General features: G+C 71.5%; 19 protein-coding genes. 12 read left to right on the top strand and 7 right to left on the bottom strand.

Going from position 1 to position 19,988, the window contains the following annotated elements:
• Window positions 1-76 precede the first annotated feature (76 nt).
• On the bottom strand, window positions 77-1,375 hold the full coding sequence (locus tag K8612_RS39630) for an IPT/TIG domain-containing protein (protein WP_223764118.1): 1,299 nt from the start codon (window positions 1,373-1,375) through the stop codon (window positions 77-79).
• Window positions 1,376-1,566: 191 nt separating this feature from the next.
• Here K8612_RS39630 and K8612_RS24900 point away from each other — a divergent pair, with 191 nt between their 5' ends.
• From K8612_RS24900 to K8612_RS24890, 3 genes are all read left to right on the top strand, one after another.
• Window positions 1,567-2,496 (top strand): methyltransferase domain-containing protein, encoded by a 930-nt coding sequence (locus K8612_RS24900; RefSeq protein WP_223764117.1) that lies wholly within the window; start codon window positions 1,567-1,569, stop codon window positions 2,494-2,496.
• A 73-nt stretch (window positions 2,497-2,569) separates the two neighbouring features.
• Window positions 2,570-3,889, top strand: coding sequence for an amidohydrolase (locus K8612_RS24895; RefSeq protein WP_223742740.1), 1,320 nt, complete (start codon window positions 2,570-2,572; stop codon window positions 3,887-3,889).
• 18 nt (window positions 3,890-3,907) lie between these two features.
• Window positions 3,908-4,513, top strand: coding sequence for a Crp/Fnr family transcriptional regulator (locus K8612_RS24890; protein ID WP_223764116.1), 606 nt, complete (start codon window positions 3,908-3,910; stop codon window positions 4,511-4,513).
• Here K8612_RS24890 and K8612_RS24885 read toward each other — a convergent pair.
• The gene (locus tag K8612_RS24885; RefSeq protein WP_223764115.1) at window positions 4,491-5,135 is read right to left on the bottom strand and encodes a DUF4386 domain-containing protein; all 645 of its coding nucleotides are present in this window, start codon (window positions 5,133-5,135) and stop codon (window positions 4,491-4,493) included. The genes K8612_RS24890 and K8612_RS24885 overlap by 23 nt on opposite strands.
• Before the next feature lie 240 nt (window positions 5,136-5,375).
• On the opposite strand from K8612_RS24885, the gene K8612_RS24880 reads away from it, so the two are divergent.
• The 3 genes from K8612_RS24880 to K8612_RS24870 all read left to right on the top strand — a co-directional run bounded on the left by K8612_RS24880 (window position 5,376) and on the right by K8612_RS24870 (window position 9,065).
• Complete coding sequence (locus tag K8612_RS24880) at window positions 5,376-7,079, top strand: invertase recombinase-like protein (protein WP_223764114.1); 1,704 nt, start codon at window positions 5,376-5,378, stop codon at window positions 7,077-7,079.
• 140 nt (window positions 7,080-7,219) lie between these two features.
• Complete coding sequence (locus tag K8612_RS24875) at window positions 7,220-7,741, top strand: MarR family winged helix-turn-helix transcriptional regulator (protein WP_223764113.1); 522 nt, start codon at window positions 7,220-7,222, stop codon at window positions 7,739-7,741.
• Window positions 7,725-9,065 (top strand): S41 family peptidase, encoded by a 1,341-nt coding sequence (locus tag K8612_RS24870; protein WP_223764112.1) that lies wholly within the window; start codon window positions 7,725-7,727, stop codon window positions 9,063-9,065. Before K8612_RS24875 ends, K8612_RS24870 begins: the two co-directional genes overlap by 17 nt.
• Window positions 9,066-9,080: 15 nt before the next feature.
• On the opposite strand, the gene K8612_RS24865 is transcribed toward K8612_RS24870, so the two are convergent.
• Window positions 9,081-9,944 (bottom strand): caspase family protein, encoded by an 864-nt coding sequence (locus K8612_RS24865; protein WP_223764111.1) that lies wholly within the window; start codon window positions 9,942-9,944, stop codon window positions 9,081-9,083.
• A gap of 143 nt (window positions 9,945-10,087) precedes the next feature.
• A complete protein-coding gene (locus tag K8612_RS24860; protein ID WP_223742747.1) occupies window positions 10,088-10,810 on the bottom strand; it encodes a hypothetical protein in 723 nt (240 codons plus the stop codon).
• Window positions 10,811-10,882: 72 nt separating this feature from the next.
• On the opposite strand from K8612_RS24860, the gene K8612_RS24855 reads away from it, so the two are divergent.
• Window positions 10,883-11,410 carry an ureidoglycolate lyase gene (locus tag K8612_RS24855; RefSeq protein ID WP_223764110.1) on the top strand — a complete coding sequence of 176 codons (528 nt, stop codon included), beginning with the start codon at window positions 10,883-10,885 and terminating at the stop codon, window positions 11,408-11,410.
• Window positions 11,411-11,419: 9 nt separating this feature from the next.
• Here K8612_RS24855 and K8612_RS24850 read toward each other — a convergent pair whose 3' ends face one another.
• Window positions 11,420-12,796 carry a hypothetical protein gene (locus K8612_RS24850; protein ID WP_223764109.1) on the bottom strand — a complete coding sequence of 459 codons (1,377 nt, stop codon included), beginning with the start codon at window positions 12,794-12,796 and terminating at the stop codon, window positions 11,420-11,422.
• A 69-nt stretch (window positions 12,797-12,865) separates the two neighbouring features.
• On the opposite strand from K8612_RS24850, the gene K8612_RS24845 reads away from it, so the two are divergent.
• Window positions 12,866-13,675 carry a class I SAM-dependent methyltransferase gene (locus tag K8612_RS24845; protein WP_223764108.1) on the top strand — a complete coding sequence of 270 codons (810 nt, stop codon included), beginning with the start codon at window positions 12,866-12,868 and terminating at the stop codon, window positions 13,673-13,675.
• Between the two features lie 4 nt (window positions 13,676-13,679).
• Here K8612_RS24845 and K8612_RS24840 read toward each other — a convergent pair whose 3' ends face one another.
• Entirely contained in the window at window positions 13,680-14,594 is a 915-nt protein-coding gene (locus K8612_RS24840) for a DMT family transporter (protein WP_223764107.1), read from the bottom strand.
• 123 nt (window positions 14,595-14,717) lie between these two features.
• On the opposite strand from K8612_RS24840, the gene K8612_RS24835 reads away from it, so the two are divergent.
• The 3 genes from K8612_RS24835 (at window position 14,718) to K8612_RS24825 (ending at window position 18,155) form a co-directional block, all read left to right on the top strand.
• Complete coding sequence (locus K8612_RS24835; protein WP_223764106.1) at window positions 14,718-15,638, top strand: LysR substrate-binding domain-containing protein; 921 nt, start codon at window positions 14,718-14,720, stop codon at window positions 15,636-15,638.
• Between the two features lie 86 nt (window positions 15,639-15,724).
• On the top strand, window positions 15,725-16,279 hold the full coding sequence (locus tag K8612_RS24830) for a MarR family winged helix-turn-helix transcriptional regulator (protein WP_223764105.1): 555 nt from the start codon (window positions 15,725-15,727) through the stop codon (window positions 16,277-16,279).
• Window positions 16,266-18,155, top strand: a complete 1,890-nt coding sequence (locus K8612_RS24825; protein ID WP_223764104.1) for a chloride channel protein — start codon at window positions 16,266-16,268, stop codon at window positions 18,153-18,155. The genes K8612_RS24830 and K8612_RS24825 overlap by 14 nt, the downstream gene beginning before the upstream one ends.
• Before the next feature lie 10 nt (window positions 18,156-18,165).
• On the opposite strand, the gene K8612_RS24820 is transcribed toward K8612_RS24825, so the two are convergent.
• Window positions 18,166-19,152, bottom strand: a complete 987-nt coding sequence (locus K8612_RS24820; protein ID WP_223764103.1) for an NAD-dependent epimerase/dehydratase family protein — start codon at window positions 19,150-19,152, stop codon at window positions 18,166-18,168.
• Window positions 19,153-19,258: 106 nt separating this feature from the next.
• Here K8612_RS24820 and K8612_RS24815 point away from each other — a divergent pair, with 106 nt between their 5' ends.
• Entirely contained in the window at window positions 19,259-19,882 is a 624-nt protein-coding gene (locus K8612_RS24815; protein ID WP_223764102.1) for a TetR/AcrR family transcriptional regulator, read from the top strand.
• Window positions 19,883-19,988 lie beyond the last annotated feature (106 nt).

Genomic DNA, 19,988 nt, shown 5'->3' with positions numbered 1-19,988 from the left:
CGGTGGGGGCTCCCTGACCGTCAGGAGGCCCCCTGGTGCAAGCGCATCCCTGCTGCCCCCTCGCTCGCGGCGGTCCCTACCGGGGCGCGCCCTGGGCGACCCAGTCGATGATGGCCTGCTTCTGCGCGGCCGACAGGGGGCTTCCCTTGGGCATGGCGCTTCCGGAGCACGCGGGGCTGCTGTTGGTCGCGAGGATCTTGTCGATGAGGAAGCTCTGCGCGCGCAGCGGGCCACAGGCCTGCACTCGCAGCCGCTGACCACACCCCTTGCTGCTGGTGGGGACGCCGACGAGCTCGTTGTAGGCGTTGCCGGCGGTGAGGTTCACCGGCGTGGAGGCGGTCGCATGACAGCCGCTGGTGGCGCAGGTCGCCGTGAAGATGGGTTGCACGTCCGACGCCAGCGTGGACACCTTGCTGGCCACGCCGAACGTCACGGGCGCGGACGTCTCCCGGCCCGGCGCCGGGTGGACGACGGTGACGGTGGCGGCGTTGCCGCCAGGCGCGGAGGCCACCAGCGCCGCGGGAATGGAGGCGCGCAGCTCGCTTGCGCTGATGAAGGTCGCCGCCACCGTCGTGCCGTTGAAGGAGAGGCTCGCGCCCTCCTTGAAGTTCATCCCCTTCACGGTGAGGGTGAACGTCCCCGAGCCCGCCACCGTGCCGCAGGGTGACAGCGAGGACACCGTGGGGAGCACCACGCCCGCCGCGGTGACGGTGAAGTCGCGGCTGGCGCTGACGCCGCCCCCTGGCGCAGGGGTGACGACGCGCACCTGGTGCGTGCCGGCCCGCGCCGTCACGGACGCCGCCACGCGGACCTCCATCCGCTGCGGACCGTCATGGGTCGTGGCCAGGGCGACGCCGTCCAGCTCCACCTGACTTTCATCCACGAAGCCACCGCCTCCCACGGAGAGCACCACCTCGCCCACCCCCTCCTGCACGGTGGAGGGCGTGAGGGTGTCGAGCGTGGGAACCGGGCGGGTGGGCACGCCGCCATCCGTGACGGAGGTGGACGGCTCCGGCGCACCGGCGCAGATCCACCCGGCGACGTCCCGCTGCGCGGCGGTGTCCAGGTACGGGCCGCCCTGGGGCATGCGTCCCTGCGCGTCCGGCTGAAGCTTGAGGGACAGGCGGCTGCGCTCCGGGTGGCCGGGCTCCACGAGCAGGAGCGAGGAGTCGCCAACCGAGGGCCGCTGCACGGTCGCCTGCCACAGCTCGCGCGCGTCACGGAACGTCAGGCCGCCCGCGCCGGTGTCGTGGCACCCGACCGTGCAACCGGTGGGGCGGTCCGCGGCGAAGTGCGCCGCGTAGACTTCTTCTAGCGTGCGGGGGGCGACGCCCTCACAGGCGCTCCCCGTGGAGGTGCCGGGATCGGGGAGCACCTCGGCGTCCCGCTGCTCGACACAGCCTGTCAGCCCCCACACTGTGAGGCACAGCAGCCATGCGACCTTAGAGGTGCGCGAGGTCACACCGGCCATGGGGGCGCTCCGGATGGATTCTCCCTGCATGACAGGAAGGACTCGCAACCCCTCGCGCCGGCCACACCCCTGGCGATCTGATACCGTGACGCCCCATGCCCTCCTCCGCCCCCGTCCCACCTGCCCCTCCCTGGTGGGTCGAGCGCGCCGAGGCGCTCCTGGCCACGAGCGATTTGCGGACGTTGGGACTTGGCGCGCAGTGGGAGCTCCTGGAGCGGTTCTCCTTCGTGCAGGAGAACGTGGAGCCGGAGCTGCTCCTGCTCGATGTGCGGGCCCGTCCGGAGCTTCAGGCGCTCTGGGCCGCGCTGCAGGCGCGGGCACTCCGGGTGACCGAGGCCTTGGATGCGGCCGGAGATGATGTCGCCCAGCAGCTTCGAACAGGGCTCCTCTCACCGGCGCGCTTCCGGGAGCAGTGGGAGGGGCTCGGCTTCATCGAAGCCACGGGCCGCGCGAGCACGGCGGCGGATGACTGGCTCGAGGGCCTGCTGCGCATCTCCCGCATCACCACCGGCCTGGACCGCCCCCCGTTCGGGCAGGTGAACCTGGCCTCGCGGGCCCAGCGCATCTCCGACTTCCTCTCCATCACGAGTCCGGGGCCGCGCGACACGGTCTACGACCTCGGCTGTGGCAACGGGAAGTTCGCCATCACCGTCGCCGCGAGTTCCTCCGCGCGGGTCAAGGGCGTGGAGTATGGACAGACGTACGTCGAGTCCGCGCGCCGCAACAGCCAACGTTTCGCGCTGCCCAACCTGGAGTTCATCCACGCGGATGTCCGCGACGTGGACATGTCCGACGGCACCGCGTTCTATCTCTACTTCCCCTTCTGGGGAGAGGTGGCGCACGCGGTGGCCCGGATGCTCGGGGACGTCGCGCGGAAGCGGGACATCACCGTGTACGCCTCGGGCCCCCGCCACGACTACGGCGAGCACTTCCTCGAGCAGGTGTCGCAGGGGGCGCTGCGTCTCGAGCCGCGGCGCCACGACTTCGCCGACGTGATGGTGCTGCGCAGCGCCGCCTTCGCTTGAGGGGCTTCCCGCGCGAAGCTCCGCGCAAGACGTGCTGTAGTGGGAGGTGCCCTGACGGTCAGGAGGCTCCCTGGTGAAAACGCTCCCCCTGCTTCCCCTGCTCTTCGCCTGCCTGACGGCGCCCGGCGGCCCCGTGCTCGCGGCGGCGCCCCCTCCCCCGGTCCTCGCGGGCCTGGACGCGCTGTACCCCGAACTGGACGCGCTCTACCGCGACCTTCACCAGACGCCCGAGCTGTCACTCCAGGAGGAGAAGACGGCGGCGAAGCTGGCCGAGCGCCTGCGCAAGCTCGGCTTCGAGGTGACCCCGAAGGTGGGCGGTCACGGCGTGGTGGCCCTGTTGCGCAACGGCAAGGGGCCCACGGTGATGCTGCGCACGGACCTGGACGGGCTGCCGGTGGAGGAGAAGACGGGGCTGCCCTACGCCAGCAAGACGAAGGCGAGGGATGGAAGCGGGACGGAGGTCGCGGTGATGCACGCGTGCGGGCACGACGTGCACATGACGTCATGGATGGGCACGGCCACGCTGCTGGCGCGGACGAAGGACCGGTGGCGCGGCACGCTGATGCTGGTGGGGCAGCCGGCCGAGGAGATTGGTGCGGGGGCCCGGCAGATGCTGGCGGACGGCCTGTTCAAGCGCTTCCCCAAGCCGGACTTCGCCGTGGCCATGCACACCGTGGCCACCGCCGCGGCGGGGACGGTGCGGTTCACCCCCGGCTATGCGCTGGCGAGCGTGGACTCGGTGGACGTCACCCTCTACGGCAAGGGCGGGCACGGTGCGTACCCGCACACCACCGTGGACCCGGTGGTGATGGCGGCCCGAACCGTCCTCTCGCTGCAGACGCTCGTCAGCCGGGAGAAGAGCCCGCTGGAGCCGGCGGTGATCACGGTGGGCTCCATCCACGGTGGCACCAAGCACAACATCATCCCGGACGAGGTGCGCCTGCAGCTCACGGTGCGCACATACAAGCCGGAGGTGCGCAAGGCGCTGCTGGCCGGCATCGAGCGCATCGCCAGGGCGGAGGCGATGGCGTCCGGAGCGCCCCGCCCGCCCGACGTCAACGTCACCGAAGGCACGCCCGCCACCTTCAATGACCCGGCGCTCACGAAGCGGCTGGTGGACGCGGTGGGCAAGGCGCTGGGCGAGAAGAACCTCAGCGAGACGCCGTCCGTCATGGGCGGAGAGGACTTCTCCGAGTACGGCCGCGCGGGCGTGCCCTCGGTGATGCTGTGGCTGGGCATCACCGAGCCCAAGCGCTTCGCCGAGGCCAAGGGCACGGAGGAGGCACTGCCCTCCCCGCACTCCGCCCTCTACGCGCCGGACCGCGAGCGCGCGCTGCGCACCGGCGTCACCCTGCTGACGACCTCCGCGCTGGAGCTGCTGGGCAGTCCCTGAGGCCGCGTGGTGCTTCCCTTGAAGAACAGGCTCGTCGACTACTTCCGCCGCATCGCTCCTCTGTCGGACGAGGAAGCCAGGGCCATCCTGGACAGCATGGCGGTGAAGCGCTGTCCGAAGGGTACGCACCTGCTCATGGCGGGGCAGGTCTCCACCGAGGCCTACTTCGTCCTCCAGGGCTGCGTGCGCCAGTACGCCATCGTCGACGGTGAGGAGCGGAGCAACGGGTTCTTCACCGAGGACGACTGGGTCCTCTCGATTCACAGCATGATGAACCAGACCCCGGCGGATCACTTCTGGGTCTGCGCGGAAGACACCACGGTGGTGGTGGGCACCGAGCAACGCGAAGGGGACCTGTATCGGCGCTTCCCCCGCTTCGAGAGCATCTCCCGCCAGGTGATGCAGAAGGTCCTGGCGGAACAGCAGGAGTGGTTCGCGTCCTATCTCAGGGATACGCCGGAGCAGCGCTACCTCAAGCTCTCGAAGACGCGGCCGGGCCTCCTCCAGCGGATCCCGCAGTACCAACTGGCCAGCTACATCGGCGTGAAGCCCGAGTCGCTGAGCCGGATCCGCAAGCGGCTCGCCACGCGTGGCCAGCCGGCTACGCCGCGACGGAAGGCGTGACCGTCCGGAACCCTTTCGTGATGAGCCAGCCTCCGAGCAGCAGCTCGAACAGGCCGCCGGGTCCGGAGAAGAGGATGCCCCACGGCAGCCCGAAGAGCTCGAGCACGGCCCCCAGCGCCAGGAGCCCGTAGCCCACCGCGCCCAGCAGCGGGAGCCACGCGGGAAGAAGCCGGGCGCGGTACAGCGACAGGCAGAACGCCACGCTGCCAGCTCCCAGGAGGATCATCGCGAGCTGGTATGCCCAGAAGTTCCCCTTCGAGAGGAGGTTGAGCAGCGTCGCCCGCTCCGGCGGTGCGGATTCTCCGAGCTGGAGGATGCACAGCAGGAACACCACTCCGACGGTGAGGGTCAGCGCCTCCATCACCCGCGTGCAGACGTACGCGACGGCGATGCCCGGGCTCCGTTGCCGGAGGATGGGAAAGAACAGCACGCCGATTCCGACGACCAGGATGGAGTTCAACAGGAGCAGCAGCGCGCCCCCGACGAACAGGGACCGCTGTGCGGCCAGTTGCTCCGGGTCCTTCAGGACGGCCGTGACGAGCGCGGTGCCGATGCCGTAGGCGAAGAACGGGAGGAGGAAGAGGCTTCCCAGGGCGCGGGAGTGAAGGCGGGTGATGCGCATCGCGAGGGCTCCAGGACGTTCAGCGACGTTGTGGCCTCGAGAGTAGGGAGGGGACGCACTCCCCCGCATTGACGAGGGTCAATAAACCCGGGGAGGGCCGCTGGGAGCACTCCCCGGCGATGGGAGGGGCACGGTCCGGCGTGGAGCAGGCCCCCGCCAGAGGCCGCTGAGCCCCTGCGGGTGATGGCTCTCCGGTACAGTGTGGTACGAAAGATCCAGTTCTGGAACCGGAGGCTCGCGTTGACGTTGTTTCGAGTGTGTCTGACTTCGCTGTTGGTGTTGGCCGTCGCGTGCGGCGGTGATTCGAATCCCGCGGAGACCCCCGATGCCGGGCAGACCCGGCCGGACGCGGGCGTCGAGACGCCCGACTCGGGCGAGCCGGTGCCCGACGCAGGCACCGAGACTCCTGACTCCGGCACGGAGACGCCTGACTCTGGCACCGAGACTCCTGACTCCGGCACCGAGACTCCTGACTCTGGCACGGAGACGCCGGATGCGGGCACGGAGACGCCGGACTCCGGCACGGAGACGCCGGACTCGGGCACCGGGACTCCGGACGCTGGCTCCGAGCCGACCGACGCCGGCACCGAGCCGACCGACGCCGGCGTGCCCACCGAGGTGAACGTCATCGACAACGGGGGCTTCGAGGAGTGGCCCGGGGCGCTTCCCGCGCGGTGGTCCGGGAGCACGACGAACATCGAAGAGGTCGTGCAGAAGGTCACGTCACAGCCCTACGAGGGCTTGAACGCGGCCCGGCTGATCAACACGTCGAGCACGCACAAGCGCTTCACCACCGTGGCGAAGTCCATGGCCGCGGGCCGCTACTCCTGCACCTACCGGGCGCGGGGCACCGGTGACGTCCGCAACGCCTGGTTCGGCACCGACTACTCCAGCTACTCGTCCTACACCTCCCTCAATACGCAGACGTGGACGCAGGTGAGCTACAACTTCAACCTGGCCAACGCCGTCTTCGACACCTTCGAGCTCATCTTCAGCGTCCGGAACACCAGCGGCGAGCACGTGCTCATCGACAACGTCCGCTGCGTGCGCACCCCCGAGCCCTGCGATGCGGTGAGCTGCGAGGCCTGGGCGCGGTGCGACAACGCCACCGTGACCTGCCAGCCGCTCTCCGGCCGCTGCGACGACGCCATGGACTGCAGCGAGTGGCAGGCCTGCGACGCGACCCACACCTGCGTGACCGCGGCGGACCGCTGCGTCCGCCACGCGGATTGCGCGGGGACCCCGGAGACGCCGGTCTGCGACACCGCCTCGCACCTCTGCGTGGAGGGCGACCCTTGCGCCGGCGTCACGTGCAGCAACCCGGCGACGAGCTGCAACCCCACCACGGGCGTGTGCGAGCTGGCCGAAGGCGCCTGCTTCACGACGTATGACTGCCGCGGCGCCCTGCCCGCCTGCGACCCGGCCACCCGCCGCTGCGTCGCGGCCGACCACTCCGCGAACATCATCCGCAACGGCGGCTTCGAGAACTGGAGCACCCGCCCCATCCCCTACTACGGGAACAACTACGTGCCGGATTACTGGTACGGCCTGGACAACGGCATCACGGACCCGGGCACGGAGATCAAGCCCTCGCGCCTCGCGCGCTACACGAGCGCGGTGCACGGCGGTTCCTCGGCGCTGCAGTTCGTGGTGCCCATCCAGATCGCGGAGCGCTTCACGACCGAGAAGTTCAACGTGCCGACGGGCAACTACTCCTGCTCGTACCGCGTGCGCGGCCACGGCAGCATCCGCCACCGCAGCTACTCGAGCGGCGGCTGGAGCCCGCAGACGGACTTCCTCACCGTGGACAGCGATGAGTGGCAGCCGGTGTTCTTCCGCTTCACCGGCAACGTGCGCGACTGGCGCCTGTTCTTCTACCCCAGCCGCAGCGTCGCCGACCGCGACCACCTCCAGGTCGACGACGTCGTCTGCACGAAGGACTAGGACGCGCCGTTGACAGGAAGGGAGCGGTGGGGCGTGAAGCCTCATCGCTCCCTGGCCTCCGGTCCGTCTCTCCCCTGACGCCGCGCGCTCCAACCTCCCCGGCTTGACGGCGACAATATCCGTAAGCAATAACGGAGTTCATGGATGACGTCGCGAAGCAGGGAACGGGCGCGCTTGGCTCGCGGCTGCGGCGGGTGGTGGAGCGGATGGACCGCGACGTCCACGCCATCTACCAGGCGGCGGGCGTGCGCTTCGAGCCGCGCTGGTACGCGGTCTTCACGTCCCTCCGGGACCACGGCCCGCTGACGGTGGGAGAGCTGGCGGAGCGGCTGGGCGTCACGCACGCGGCCGTCAGTCAGGTGCGCACGGCGCTGGAGCGCGAGCGGCTCATCACCGGCGAGGCCGACCCCGTGGACGGCCGGAGGCAGCGCTTGAAGCTCACCGCGCACGGCCGCAAGACCGCCGCGAAGCTCGCGCCGCTCTGGGCCGCCATCCAGACCGCGGCCACGGCGCTCCTCGACGAAGGAGCGCCCCGACTGCTCGCCGAGCTGAATGGATTGGAGCGCGCGCTCGACCACCGCGGCCTGCGCGCGCGGGTGGGTGACCTGCTGCACCTCGAAGACCCAGACGCACCAGGAGCGCCCCATGAGTCCAAGCGCTGACCGCCTGCTCCTCGCGGCGACCGCCCTGTGGCTCGTCGCGAGCCCCCTGCCCTCCTTCGCGCAACCTCCCGCCAGTGGCGCCGCCACGGCCCCAGCGCGGCTCACCGCCGCGGAGCGCGACGCGGCGCTGTCCTCCATCCAGGCGGAGCTCCAGCGAACCTACGTCTTCCCGGAGCAGCGCGCGGCGCTGGTCGAGCGTCTGGAGCGGGAGCGGAAGGCGGGCCGCTATACCGTCGACTCTCCAGCGGAGTTCGCCGAGCGCGTCAGCGCCGACCTGACGGAGGCCAGCAAGGACCGGCACCTGTACCTGGTGAACGACGCCGCGCGGTACGCCGCCGCGAAGGCGCCCAGGGCGCGGGAGACGGAGACCGACGCGTACTGGCGCCAGCGGGCCCTGCGCGAGCACCACGGCCTCACGGAGCTGCGCGTGCTGCCGGGCAACGTGCGCTACCTGAAGGTCTCCGGGTTCCACTGGGTCCAGGACGAGACCGGCACGGCCTATGACGACGCCCTGCGGTTCCTGAAGGACGGGGACGCGATCATCATCGACCTGCGGGACAACGGCGGGGGCGCCCACGCGGCGGTGCGCTACCTGGTCAGCCACTTCCTCGATGGGGACGTGCCGCTGTTGACCTTTGTCTCGGGCTCCCAGCCTCCCGAGCAGTCCAGGACGCTGGAGCACCTCCCCGCCGGGAGGTTGATGGGCAAGCCCCTGTACGTGCTGATCAACCCGCGCGTGGCCTCAGCGGCGGAGGAGTTCGCCTATCACGTCCAGCAGCTCAAGCTGGGGGAGCTGATCGGCGCCAGGACCGCGGGGGCCGCCAACAACAACGCGCTCGTGCCCGTCGCCCCCTGCTTCGTGCTCAGCGTCTCGCGTGGGCACCCGGTCCACGCGGTCAGCCAGACGAACTGGGAGGGCGTGGGCATTGCTCCGGACGTGGAGACACCTCCCGGGCAGGCCCTGGAGGTCGCGCAGTCCCGCGCCTTGAAGAAGCTGCTGGCGAACCCCGGCCTCGCTCCGGCGCTCCGCTCCGGATACGCCTGGGCGCAGACGACGGTCGAGGCCGGACTGCATCCGGTCTCCGTCCCGCCGCGGGCCCTCAAGCCCCTGGCTGGCCGCTTCGGGCCGAACGAGGTGTCCTGGCGCGACGGCGCGCTGTGGCTCCGCCGTGGAGGCCGGCCTCCCGCCCGGCTCACGCCCCTGACGGCGGAGGGGCTGTTCTCCGTGGAGGGCCATGAGTCCTTGCGCGCACGGCTGACCGGCAAGGCGCTGGAGCTGCTGTGGAGCGACGCGCCGGAGCCGGCCGTGTTCGCGCGCGGCTGAGGCCCCTCCCCCGCGTCATTTGACGTGGAATGGCACCTGCTGCTCGAACTCGCGGCTGGGGACCCCGACGACGGAGTACGCCGGAGACTGGATGGGCGGCATGGTGCGCAGGATGCGGCGGTGGAAGGTCGGGTAGCTGGCCTTGAACTTCCCCCCGTTCCACACGCGCAGCAGGTTGGCCGTGAAGAGGCCGTTGTGCACGCCGTCGCTGGAGAGCTGGTTGTCCTGGCAGCCCGAGATGAGCAGCACCGTGGCCTTGAGCGTCAGCCTGGGGTCGTCCTTGGGCAAGCCCTTCAGGATGGCGTCGTACATCGCCTTGTTGTCGCGGTACGTGCGGTGCTCGATGCCCAGGGGCATCTCCTTGAAGCGCCGCTCCGTGTGCTCCGTGCTCCGCAGCGAGTCCGCCAGCAGTTGCAGGCTGCCGCTGGCGCGCAGGGCCGCGTAGGCCACGCTGCTCACCGAGCCGCTGTGGCAACTGTCGGAGAGCATGAAGACCCGCACGCCCGCCTTGAGCTTCCCCATCGCCTGGTAGATCTCGTCGTCGACGAGCTCCCCGTCGTACAGACACCACGTCTCATCCAGGCCGTCGTCCTCGTCCCCGTTCAGGTCGGGGAGCTGGCCGCCGTGCCCCGAGTAGGTGAGCAGCAGCAGGTCGCCCGCCTGGAGCACCGACGCCGCCTCGCCCAGCTCCGCGAGCACCTTCGCGCGCGTGGCGTCCCGGGTGAGGAAGGGGCGGATGCGGCTGAACTCCTGCGCCTTCGCGATGCTGATCATGTCCTCGGCGTCCGCTTCGCACGCCTGCAACTGGCCATCCCAGCCCGCGTAGTGCTTCGGATCCACCGCGTTCAAACCGATGTTGATGGAATATCCCTGCGCCATGACAGTCCTTGCCTCCCTCCTTCACGGTGGAGACGGACGGCAGGGATGGCAGGAAGGAGGCGGGGCGCGCCGTGTCCTTCCGGCCCTGTCCCGGCCGGGAGCCCGGGGCTCGCCCCCTCCGCTGCGCGCGTGGCGGCGGTCGGTCAGTCGTCCGAGGGGACCGCCTCCCCCCAGGGGCCGTCCTTCAAGCGCAGGTGACGGCGCAGGGTGTTCGCCAGCCAGGTGACGTCGCCTTCGCTCTCGAAGCCGCTCACCAGCGTCAGTGTCCGGCCGTCTCGCGTCCTCGCGCGCAGGGCGAAGCGACGGAGGACGAGCATCCCCTTGCCGCCCTTGCGCGTGAAGGCGTGCACCGAGAGGGAGTCCAGCGTGCGCACGTCCACGGTCGCGGCGCCGGACAGCGGCAGCGGCTTCGAGAAGATGCGCATGCGGTCTCCCCGCACCTCCACCCAGGTGAGGTTGAGCGTCGCGGCGAGCGCCGGATAGAGGACCGCGAGCGCGACCACGCCCACCGCGCCCCACTGGAGGGCACTGAAGCTGGCGACCGTTTCGTGGAACCGGACGGCGAACAGGACCGCCGCGAGGAGCAGGCCCAGCATCAGGTACATCGCGTCGAAGGTCGGGGCGGTCCACCCGATGCGCAGGGCCCCGTCCTCGCGCTCCACGAGGAAGTTGGGGGGCGCCACGGAGACCGCGCCCCGGGCCTTGGCCGGCGCCTGTCCCTGAGGGGCGGCCGGGCCTCCCACGCGGCGGAAGTGGCCGTCGTCGCGCACGTGGTACGTCACACCGCAGCCCCGGCAGGTGAGAAGGACATGGCCGGGCGCCAGGCCCGGGAGTGACGTGCCGCACTGCTCACATTGCGCCTGCATCCACCGCCTCCCGGTCGCGCGAGCCTAGCCGGGAACGCGGCGCCGCAGCGCCCGCCCCCCTATAGTCCCCTCATGAAGGACGCTCCCGCCCCGCCCCGCTCCATCCTCGCCCTGCCCCTGACGCCGGAGGGCTTCGCTCCCTTTGGCGACGTCGTGTCCGCCGGGCTCAAGAGCGGCGCTTCGGCGAACCAGGGCACCGCGGTGCGCTTCGACTGGTCGGCGCGGCTGGAGAACGGCCGGCCGGGGGCGCAGCCCAACCTCGCGGTGTTCCGCTCCGTGCCGCAGCCGCTCCCCTTCACCGTGAAGCTGCTCGAACACCATCCCCAGTCCAGCCAGGCGTTCCTGCCCATGCGCTGCTCGCGCTTCCTCGTCTGCGTCGCGCCGACCGCGCCTTCGGGCGGGCCCGACCTGGACGGGCTCGTCGCGTTCGTCTGCGGCCCCGGCCAGGGCGTGAACTACCACCGGGGCGTGTGGCACCACCCCATCATCGCGCTCGATACGCCGGCCGAGTTCGCGATGCTGGCGTGGGAGGACGGGGGCGCTGAGGACTGCGTCGTGCGGCGGTTCTCCACGCCCGTCACCGTCGTCGTCGGGGGCTGAGCGGTCCCCCTACCCGTCCGTCCTCGGCTGACGCGCGAGCCACGCGCGCCACTCCTCGGCCGTCTCGTACTGCTCACCGGAGAGCTGCTTCAGCACCAGGACCGCGGGGTCCCGGTTGATGGGCGTCTGGAGCGCGGACATCTCCACCAGCCGCGCCCCCAACTCGCGGATCAGCCCGGCCCGCTGCGCCTTCAGCGCCTCCGGGGGCAGGTCGTCCAGCAGGTAGGTGAGGAGGTAGGTCGCCTTGTTGCGGTCGCCCGTCCTCGGCAACAGCACCGCGTCCGCCACGGTGGCCACGTCCAGCAGCGGCCGGGTCGCGGCCTGCTGCGTGGCCGTCAGCACGCGCAGCACGTTGTTGCGTACGCCGCCGCTCGGGTCGCGGATGAAGGGCCGCAGCCTGCGCACGGTCTCCTCGGCCGTGGGCGCATAGGCCAGCAGGAACGCGGCCCGGGCTCGCGCCTCCCCGTCCGACTCCTCGCGCAGGACCGCGGTCAGCGCCTCCAGGTGCCGGGGCACCTTCTCCAGGAACTCCGGCTCGAAGGCCGCGAGCTCCGGATGGCCGAACCCGCCCATGCAGTGCGCGACCTCGCAACCGGAGTCCTCCGCGAGCTGGCCCTGCGCCTGGAGCCGCTGAAGCCGCTGCTCGTACTCGCCCCACCGGGCGACCAGCCCCTCCGGGTCCGTGGGGTGGCCCTTGGGGTCCGGGAGGAAGCGCAGCCGGGCCGCGTCCTCGGCGTCCACCATGTCCATCACCACGAAGGCGCTGCCCTTGAGGTCGTCCGCGAAGAAGAGGGTCATCCCCAACTGGGCGAAGGCGAGGTGGTACTGCTCGCGCAGCGCGGCTTCCTTCTGCTTGAAGACCGCGGCGCTGTGCACGACGGGCTTGCCCACCTCCAGCCCCAGCACGCGCCGGACCGTCTCCCGGTCCACCCTCCGCGAACCGAACGCATCAATCCCCCTCAGCGTGAACGTCGGGAACGGAGGCTCGGTCGCCTTCGACAGGTTGGCGCGGGCCTCCGCGACGATGCCGCCCCACGCCGGCAGCGCGTGCAGCGCCGCCAGCTCCAGGTCGTATTCGAGGTGATCCGCGTCGTAGTAGCCGCCCTGGACCGCCCGCTTCAGCACCTCCACGGCCGCGTCCGTGTGGCCCGCGAGCGAGGCGCACCCCGCGGCGCGATAGAAGGACTCCGCGCGGTCCGGCCCCTCCCCGGCCGCCTCGCCGGAGGCGCGGAAGCGCTCCGCGCACCGTTCAAAGTCCAACGCCGCATAGGCCTGCTCGGCTTCCGCCGAGAGCTGCTGGGCCCGCGCGGCCGGGTCCGCCGGCTTCGGGGCATGCGCGCAGCCCGCCCCCAACGCGACCACGGTCAGCGCCATCACGACTCGCATCTGGACCCACCTTTCGGAAAAAGCGCGTATCTCATGCAAGCTGCGAGCAGGTTTCAAGGAGCGCCAACCATGGCCAACGCCATCTCGAAGACCGCGTACTACACCCTGGCCTGCCGGGCCGAGGACGCGCGCCAGCCACGACCGCTGTGCAATGACACCTTCGCCTTCCGCTTCATGGATGACGATGCGCGGCAGGTCTGGGCCCGCTTCCAGTCCTTCGACCGGGCCAACGCCAGCAACGCCGCGCGGCACCAGATCATCGACGCACAGGTGCAGGAGGAGCTGGACCGCGAGCCCAACGCGCGGGTGGTGGTGCTGGGCGCGGGCTTCGACACGCGGGCCTACCGCCTGCGCGGAGGCCGGTGGCTGGAGGTGGACGAGCCCGCCATCCTCACGCACAAGGACGCGAAGCTGCCGGTGACGGAGGCGAAGAACCCACTCGAGCGCCTCCCCATCGACTTCGCGTCGGAGTCGCTCGTCCGGAAGCTCGAACCCTACCGGGACGCGAGGCGCACGCACATCATCATCGAGGGCGTGCTCATGTACCTGTCCACCGCGCAGCGCCGCGACATGCTCGCCGTGCTCCGGGAGGTGTTCCCCCACCACGCCGTGTACTGCGACCTGATGCGCGAGAGCTTCCAGCGCGAATACAGCCGCGACCTGCACGCGGTGCTCGCCAGCATGGGCGCGTCCTTCCAGGACATGTCGGACACGCCGGAGGCCCTCTTCCTGGAGGCGGGCTACACGGCCGCGTCCTCCACCTCCGTCCCCCTGCGCGCGCTGGAGCTGGCCGGCAAGCGCATCCCGGCGCTCATCGTCCGGAACTTCATGCGGCCGGTCCGCGAGGGCTACCGCATCTGGAAGTTCGAGCGGCGCTGACGCCTCACTTCGCCTTCGGCGCCGAGGAGGACTGCCCCAGCGCCACGCTCCCCAGGATGAGGGTGCCCGCCACCAGCATGGTGGGCGTCAGCGGCTCGCCCAGGAGCAGCCACGCCCACGTCAGCGCGAACAGCGGCACCAGGTAGGTGACGACGGAGGCGCGCGGCGCGCCGATGCGCTGGATGAGCCGGTAGAACACCGCGTACCCCAGGCCGGTGCAGAGGACGCCCAGGGCCGCCGCCGCCAGCCAGGGCCGCGTGCCGATGGGCTCCGTGGGCCACGTGGCCACCGCGAAGGGCACCATCAGCACCGCGCCGCAGGCCAGCGTGGCGGCGGCGACCGCGGCGGCCGGCAGTCCGGCGAAGTGGCGGCGCACCAGGTTCGACCCGATGCCGTAGAGGAACGCGCCCGTGGTCCCCGCCGCCACGGCCCCGGCGACGCTCGCGCCCCCGGCCTTGCCGCTGGCCAGCACCACCACCCCGGCGAAGCCCGCGAACAGCGCCACCGCGCGCCGGGGCCCGATGCGCTCGCCGTAGAAGAGGAAAGCCACCAGGGCGGTGAAGAGCACCGCCATGCTGTTGGTGATGGCCCCGACGCCCGCGGGGGCCTGCCGCGCGGCCCAGGCGAACAGCGAGAAGGGCACCGCCGCGTTGATGACGCCCACCAGCGCCAGACGGGGCCACAGCGCGGGCCGCAGGGCCGAGCGCGCGCGCCAGAGGAAGGGCATCAGCACCGCCGCGCCCAGCACCAGGCGCAGCGCCACCAGCGGGATGGGGCCGAAGGCCGGCGCCGCGATGCGCAGGAACAGGAAGGACGCGCCCCAGATGGCGGCCAGCCCGCCCAGCTCCAAAGGCGTGAGCCACGCCCGGTTGAAGGTAGGAGTCACGGCCTGGGGATGGGTGAGACCGGATGCGCTCATGGCGACCCCCTCGTGCGAGGAAGGAATCAGACTTCTGTCTGGCCCTCTCTTCACGCCGCCGCCCTTTCTTCACAAGCGCATCCTTTCCGTGCCAGACATGAGCCAGATTTGAGGCTCGTCCCCATGCCCCTCCACACCGAACTGCTCCCCGCCCTGGCGGCCTTCGAGTCCGCCGCCCGCCACCAGAACTTCGCCCGCGCGGCGGAGGAGCTGCACCTGACCGCGAGCGCCGTCAGCCACCACGTCCGCAAGCTGGAGGACCGGCTGGGGGTCGCGCTCTTCCAACGGCACGCCCGGGGCGTGGCGCTGACGGCCGAGGGGCGCCAGCTCGCGGACGCCGCCAGCAACGCGCTGTCGGACATGGACCACGTGCTCGGGGGCCTCAAGCATTCCCGGGACGAGGACGCCGTGGTGCGCATCACCACGGTGCACTCGCTGACGTACGCGTGGCTCCTGCCGCGCATGCCGGACTTCACCTCGCGGCATCCGCGCATCCGGATCCACGTGGACACGGAGATGGCGCTCACCCGCTTCGACGAGGGCGGGCCGGACCTGGGCATCCGCTACGGCCAGGGGCCCTGGCCGGGCTTGAGCGCGCAGCCGCTCATGGACGACGCCCTGTTCCCCGTGGCCTCCGCGCGGCTGGCGGGCGTGGAGCACGTGCGCGACGCGGCGGACGTGGCGAAGCTCCCGCTCATCGCGGACCTCAGCCGCCAGGGCTGGCAGGACTGGTTCCGCTCGGCGGGCGTGCGCGGGACGCGGTTCGAGGAGCGCTACAGCTTCAGTGACACCACCGGCGCGCTGATGGCCGCGGTGCAGGGCCTGGGCGCGGCGCTGGCGCGCGAGAAGATCGCCACGCCCTACTTCGCGGACGGCCGGCTCCTCCGGCTGCCCGGCCCCGTCGTGCCCACCCGCGCCAGCTACTTCGTGGTGTACCCCTCGCACCGGCGCCTGCGGCCCGCCGCGCGCCTCTTCGTGGACTGGCTGATGGCCCAGCGAGACAGCGCGACGGCGCCGCCACCGCCACGCACGCCCCGGCGGTAATCCCGTCCCCGCCTCCAGGCAGCCGAGCAGCCGCCGCGCTTTCGCTTGTGCCCGCTGCCCCTGCACCGTAGGTTGCGGGCAGTTATATGGGCTCCCATACAAATCGAACGCCGGCGCCCCCGGACGTGTCCGGCGAGGTGCGCGCGGCCATGGACGGCGTGCGGCGGCTGGTGCGGCTGCTGCGGGTCTCCGCTCGCGCCTCCGAACGGCTGGTGGGCATCAGCGGCGCCCAGCTCTTCATCCTCCAGGAGCTGGCGGAGTCCGGGCCCTGCTCCATCAACACGCTCGCTGAGCGCACGCTCACGCACCAGAGCAGCGTGTCCGTCGTCGTCACGAAGCTGATCGAGCAGGGGCTGGTGAGCCGCCGCCGCTCCAACGAGGACGGCCGCCGGGTGGAGGTGGCGCTGGAGCCGAAGGGCCGCGCGCTGGTGCGCAAGGCGCCGCCCATGGCCCAGGCGCGGCTCATCTCCGGGCTGCGCGGGCTGAAGCCCGACGTGCGCGCGGGGCTGGTCCAGGGACTGGACGCCTGGGTGCGCGCCCTGGGGCTCGACGGGGACGTGGCCCCGCTCTTCTTCGAGGACGAAGCCTCGCGCCCTTCGCGGCGCCGCAAGACACAGGAGCACACCGATGAAGAAGCCTGATGTGGAACGCATCGAAGAGGGCCTGGGCGAGGGGGCGGAGGCGCGCTCCAGCCTCCCCGTGGCCCCGTCGATGGGCCCCGCGCTCGCCACCCTGCGCACCCCCGCCGCCTCCGTGGCGGTGGACTCGCGCACCGTGTTCATCAGCGCCATGGCCGTGGTGCTCGCGGCCGTGGCGGGCCTGGTGGCGCAGGGGCTGGGCGCCCTCATCCACTTCGTCACGAACCTGGCCTTCTTCGGGCGGCTGTCCGTGCAGCCGGTGTCTCCCGGCGACAACACGCTGGGTGGCTGGGGGGTGCTGGTGCCCGTGGCGGGCGCCCTCATCGTGGGGTTGATGGCGCGCTACGGCTCGCGGGCCATCCGGGGCCACGGCATCCCGGAGGCCATGGAGCAGGTGCTCTTCAACCAGAGCCGCATCCCGCCCCGCATGACGCTGCTCAAGCCGCTGTCGGCGGCGATCGCCATCGGCACCGGCGGCCCGTTCGGCGCGGAGGGGCCCATCATCGCCACGGGTGGCGCGCTGGGGTCGCTGCTGGGCCAGGGGCTCCACGTCACGGCGGACGAGCGCAAGGCGCTGCTCGCCGCGGGCGCCGCCGCGGGCATGGCCGCCACGTTCGGCGCGCCGGTGTCCGCCGTGCTGCTGGCCGTGGAGCTGCTGCTCTTCGAGTTCAAGCCCCGCTCCGTCATCCCCGTGGCCCTGGCCACCGCCACCGCCACCGGCGTGAGGATCGCCTTCATGGGCGGCGCGCCCGCGTTCGCCATCCCGGACCTGACGACTCCGTCCGGCGGGGCGCTCGCGTTCTACGGAGTGCTGGGCCTTGTCATCGGCGCCGCCTCCGTGGCGTGCACGCGCGCGGTGTACTGGCTGGAGGACCTGTTCGAGAAGCTGCCCCTGCACTGGATGTGGTGGCCCGCGCTGGGCGCCGTCGTCGTGGGCGTGGTGGGCTACTTCTCCCCGCGCACGCTGGGCGTGGGCTACACCAACATCGAGGACATCCTCTCCGGCCGCTTCGTGGGCACGGCGATGCTCGTCTTCTGCGCGCTCAAGTTCATCTCCTGGTCCGTCGCGCTGGGGAGCGGGACGTCCGGCGGAACGCTGGCGCCCCTCTTCACGCTGGGCGGCGGCCTGGGCTCCGGGCTGGGGCTGCTGGCCACGCAGGTGTTCCCCGGCCTGGGCGTGGACGTGCGCGTCGCGGCGCTGGTGGGCATGGCCGCGCTCTTCGCGGGGGCGTCCCGCGCGCTGCTCGCGTCGGTGGTGTTCGCCTTCGAGACCACGCGCCAGCCGCTGGGCCTCCTGCCGCTGCTCGCCGGCTGCGCGGCGTCCTACCTGGTGTCCGCGCTGCTCATGCGGCACTCCATCATGACGGAGAAGCTGGCCCGCCGCGGCGCCCGCATCCCCACGGAGCTGGGCGCGGACGCGCTGGGGACGGCGCTCGTGCGCGACCACGGCCTGAAGACCGTGGTGACGTTGCAGGCGGACATGCCCCTGGAAGAGGTGCGCGCGTGGCTCGCGTCCGACGCCTCGGGCTCCCACCACCAGGGCTTCCCCGTCGTGTCCCGGGAAGGGACGCTCGTGGGCGTCGTCACGCGCAGGGACCTGCTGGACGGCCACGCGACCGAGGGCCGGCGGCTGCGGGACGTGGTGAAGCGGCCTCCCGCGGTCGTCTTCGACGACAGCTCCCTGCGCGAGGCGGCGGACCTGATGATGGACGAGGGCGTGGGCCGTCTGCCCGTCGTCTCCCGCGCGAGGCCCCAGCACGTCGTGGGCATCCTCACCCGCAGCGACCTGCTCGCGGGCCACCGGCAGCGGCTGGCGAACGCCCGCACGCGGGAGCGAGGCCTGGGCTCCGCGCGTCCCCCTTCGCCCCGGACCGCGTGAGCGCTCCGGCTCAGGTCGTCGCGGCGACCGGGGCCGGGCGGGCCTTCGCCTCCTGCTCGCGGCGCAGCGCCGCGAGCGTCTGGCGGATGCCTTCCGCGTACGGCGTCTTGTGCACCGTGCCCAGCAGCCCCCGCAGCGCGGAGTCATCCAGCAGCACGGGGTTCGTGAGCAGGTAGTACATCTCCACCAGCTCGCGCATGAAGGGGTCGAAGAGGCCCGCCAGCCGCACCATCCCCTTCCCCAGCGTCATCGTCTTGGGCGCGTGGCCCGCCTGCGCGTAGATCTCCTTCACCATCTCGCGCTGGGTGGTGACGCCCGCGCCGGCCAGGTTCCAGAAGCGGCCGTACGCGCGCGGCTCGTCCATCAGCGCGGTGACGACGGGGCCCACGTCGTTCACGAAGACGAACTCATGCGGCGTGTCCAGCGGCCCGATGAGCGGGGCGCGCTTGCCCTGGCTCGCGGCGACGAAGGCCCGGTACAGGAAGCTGCGCTCCACGCCCGGCCCGTAGAAGTCCGGCAGCCGGAGGATGGTGCCCTGGATCCGGCCCGCGGCGTCCGCCTCCAGCAGCAGGTCCTCCTGCGCCTTGCGCATGCGGCCCTTGTAGGCGTTCGGCTCGCGCGGATGGGACTCCGTCACCGTCGCGGTGCGCGCCAGGCCGTACGGGTACACCGTGCCGATGAGCACCACCCGCTCCACGCCCTCCGCGATGGCCGCGTCCAACGTGCGGCGCATCAGCTCCGGGTGCAGGTGGAACTGCCAGTAGTTCACCCCCACCATGTAGATGAGGGTCCGCACGCCCCGCGCCGCGGCCCGGATGGAGGCCGGGTCGTCCGGATTCCACGTCACCACCTCCGCCCGGGGGTCCGCGCCGAACTCCCTGCGCAGGCTGCCCTCCGAGCGCCCCACCACCCGATAGGACCGCCCCTGCGCTTGCAGCGCCCGCGCCACGGACTGACCGATGACGCCCGAGGCGCCGAACAACGCAACCGTTTCCATGTCGCTCTCCTGGAAGATGAACAGCCGGACTTTTGATGAACACCGTTCAGTGAACACCGTTCATCTATTGCTATCCGTTCGGTCCGTCAAGGCCTACCCTGGTGACATGGGCATCACGGAGCGCAAGGAACGACAGCGGGCGGAGCTGCGGGAGCACATCCTGCGGGTGGCGCGGGACATGGTGATGAAGGAGGGGTTCGGGGCCCTCTCCATGCGCAAGCTGGCGGACGCGGTGGAGTACGCGCCCGCGACGCTCTACCTGCACTTCGAGAACCGCGACGCCATCGCGCGGGAGCTGTGCGTGCGCGGCTTCCAGGAGCTGCTCGCGGCGCTGGAGCCGGCGGCCGCCGTGAAGGAGCCGGTGGAGCGGCTGTCACGCCTGGCCCAGGCCTACCTGACCTTCGGCCTGGAGCGCCCGGAGACCTACCGCCTCATCTTCATGGAGGACGCCAAGCTGTCCGCGGAGCTCTTCCAGGACAAGCAGCACGGCGAGGGCCCCCGCTCCTTCGCGCTGCTGGTGAAGGCCTGCGAGGACCTGAAGGCGGCGGGCCGGACTCCAGAGGCCACGCCCGCGGAGCAGTTGGCGGAGGTCTTCTGGGCGGGGCTGCACGGCATCGTCAGCCTCAAGCTCACCTGCACCGGATTCCAGGGATCTCCCGCGGAGGTGCTGGCCGAGGCCCTCGTCGCCACGCTGGTGCGGGACCCGAAGCCCGGAAAACGCGCGCGGTAGCCTTCGCCTCACCCGCCAGGTGGCCCGCTGAAATCCGGGCGCGGCCATGTGCCCGATACCTTCTTTCTGGGTCCTGTATTGGATGCGGCTGTTTCATGGGAAGGGC

This window comes from Corallococcus sp. AS-1-6 (genome assembly GCF_020037015.1).
In the GTDB taxonomy this organism is placed as follows: Bacteria; Myxococcota; Myxococcia; order Myxococcales; family Myxococcaceae; genus Corallococcus.
Note: the sequence above shows the minus strand (reverse complement) of the source record. Positions and strands in the feature narration are given on the sequence as shown.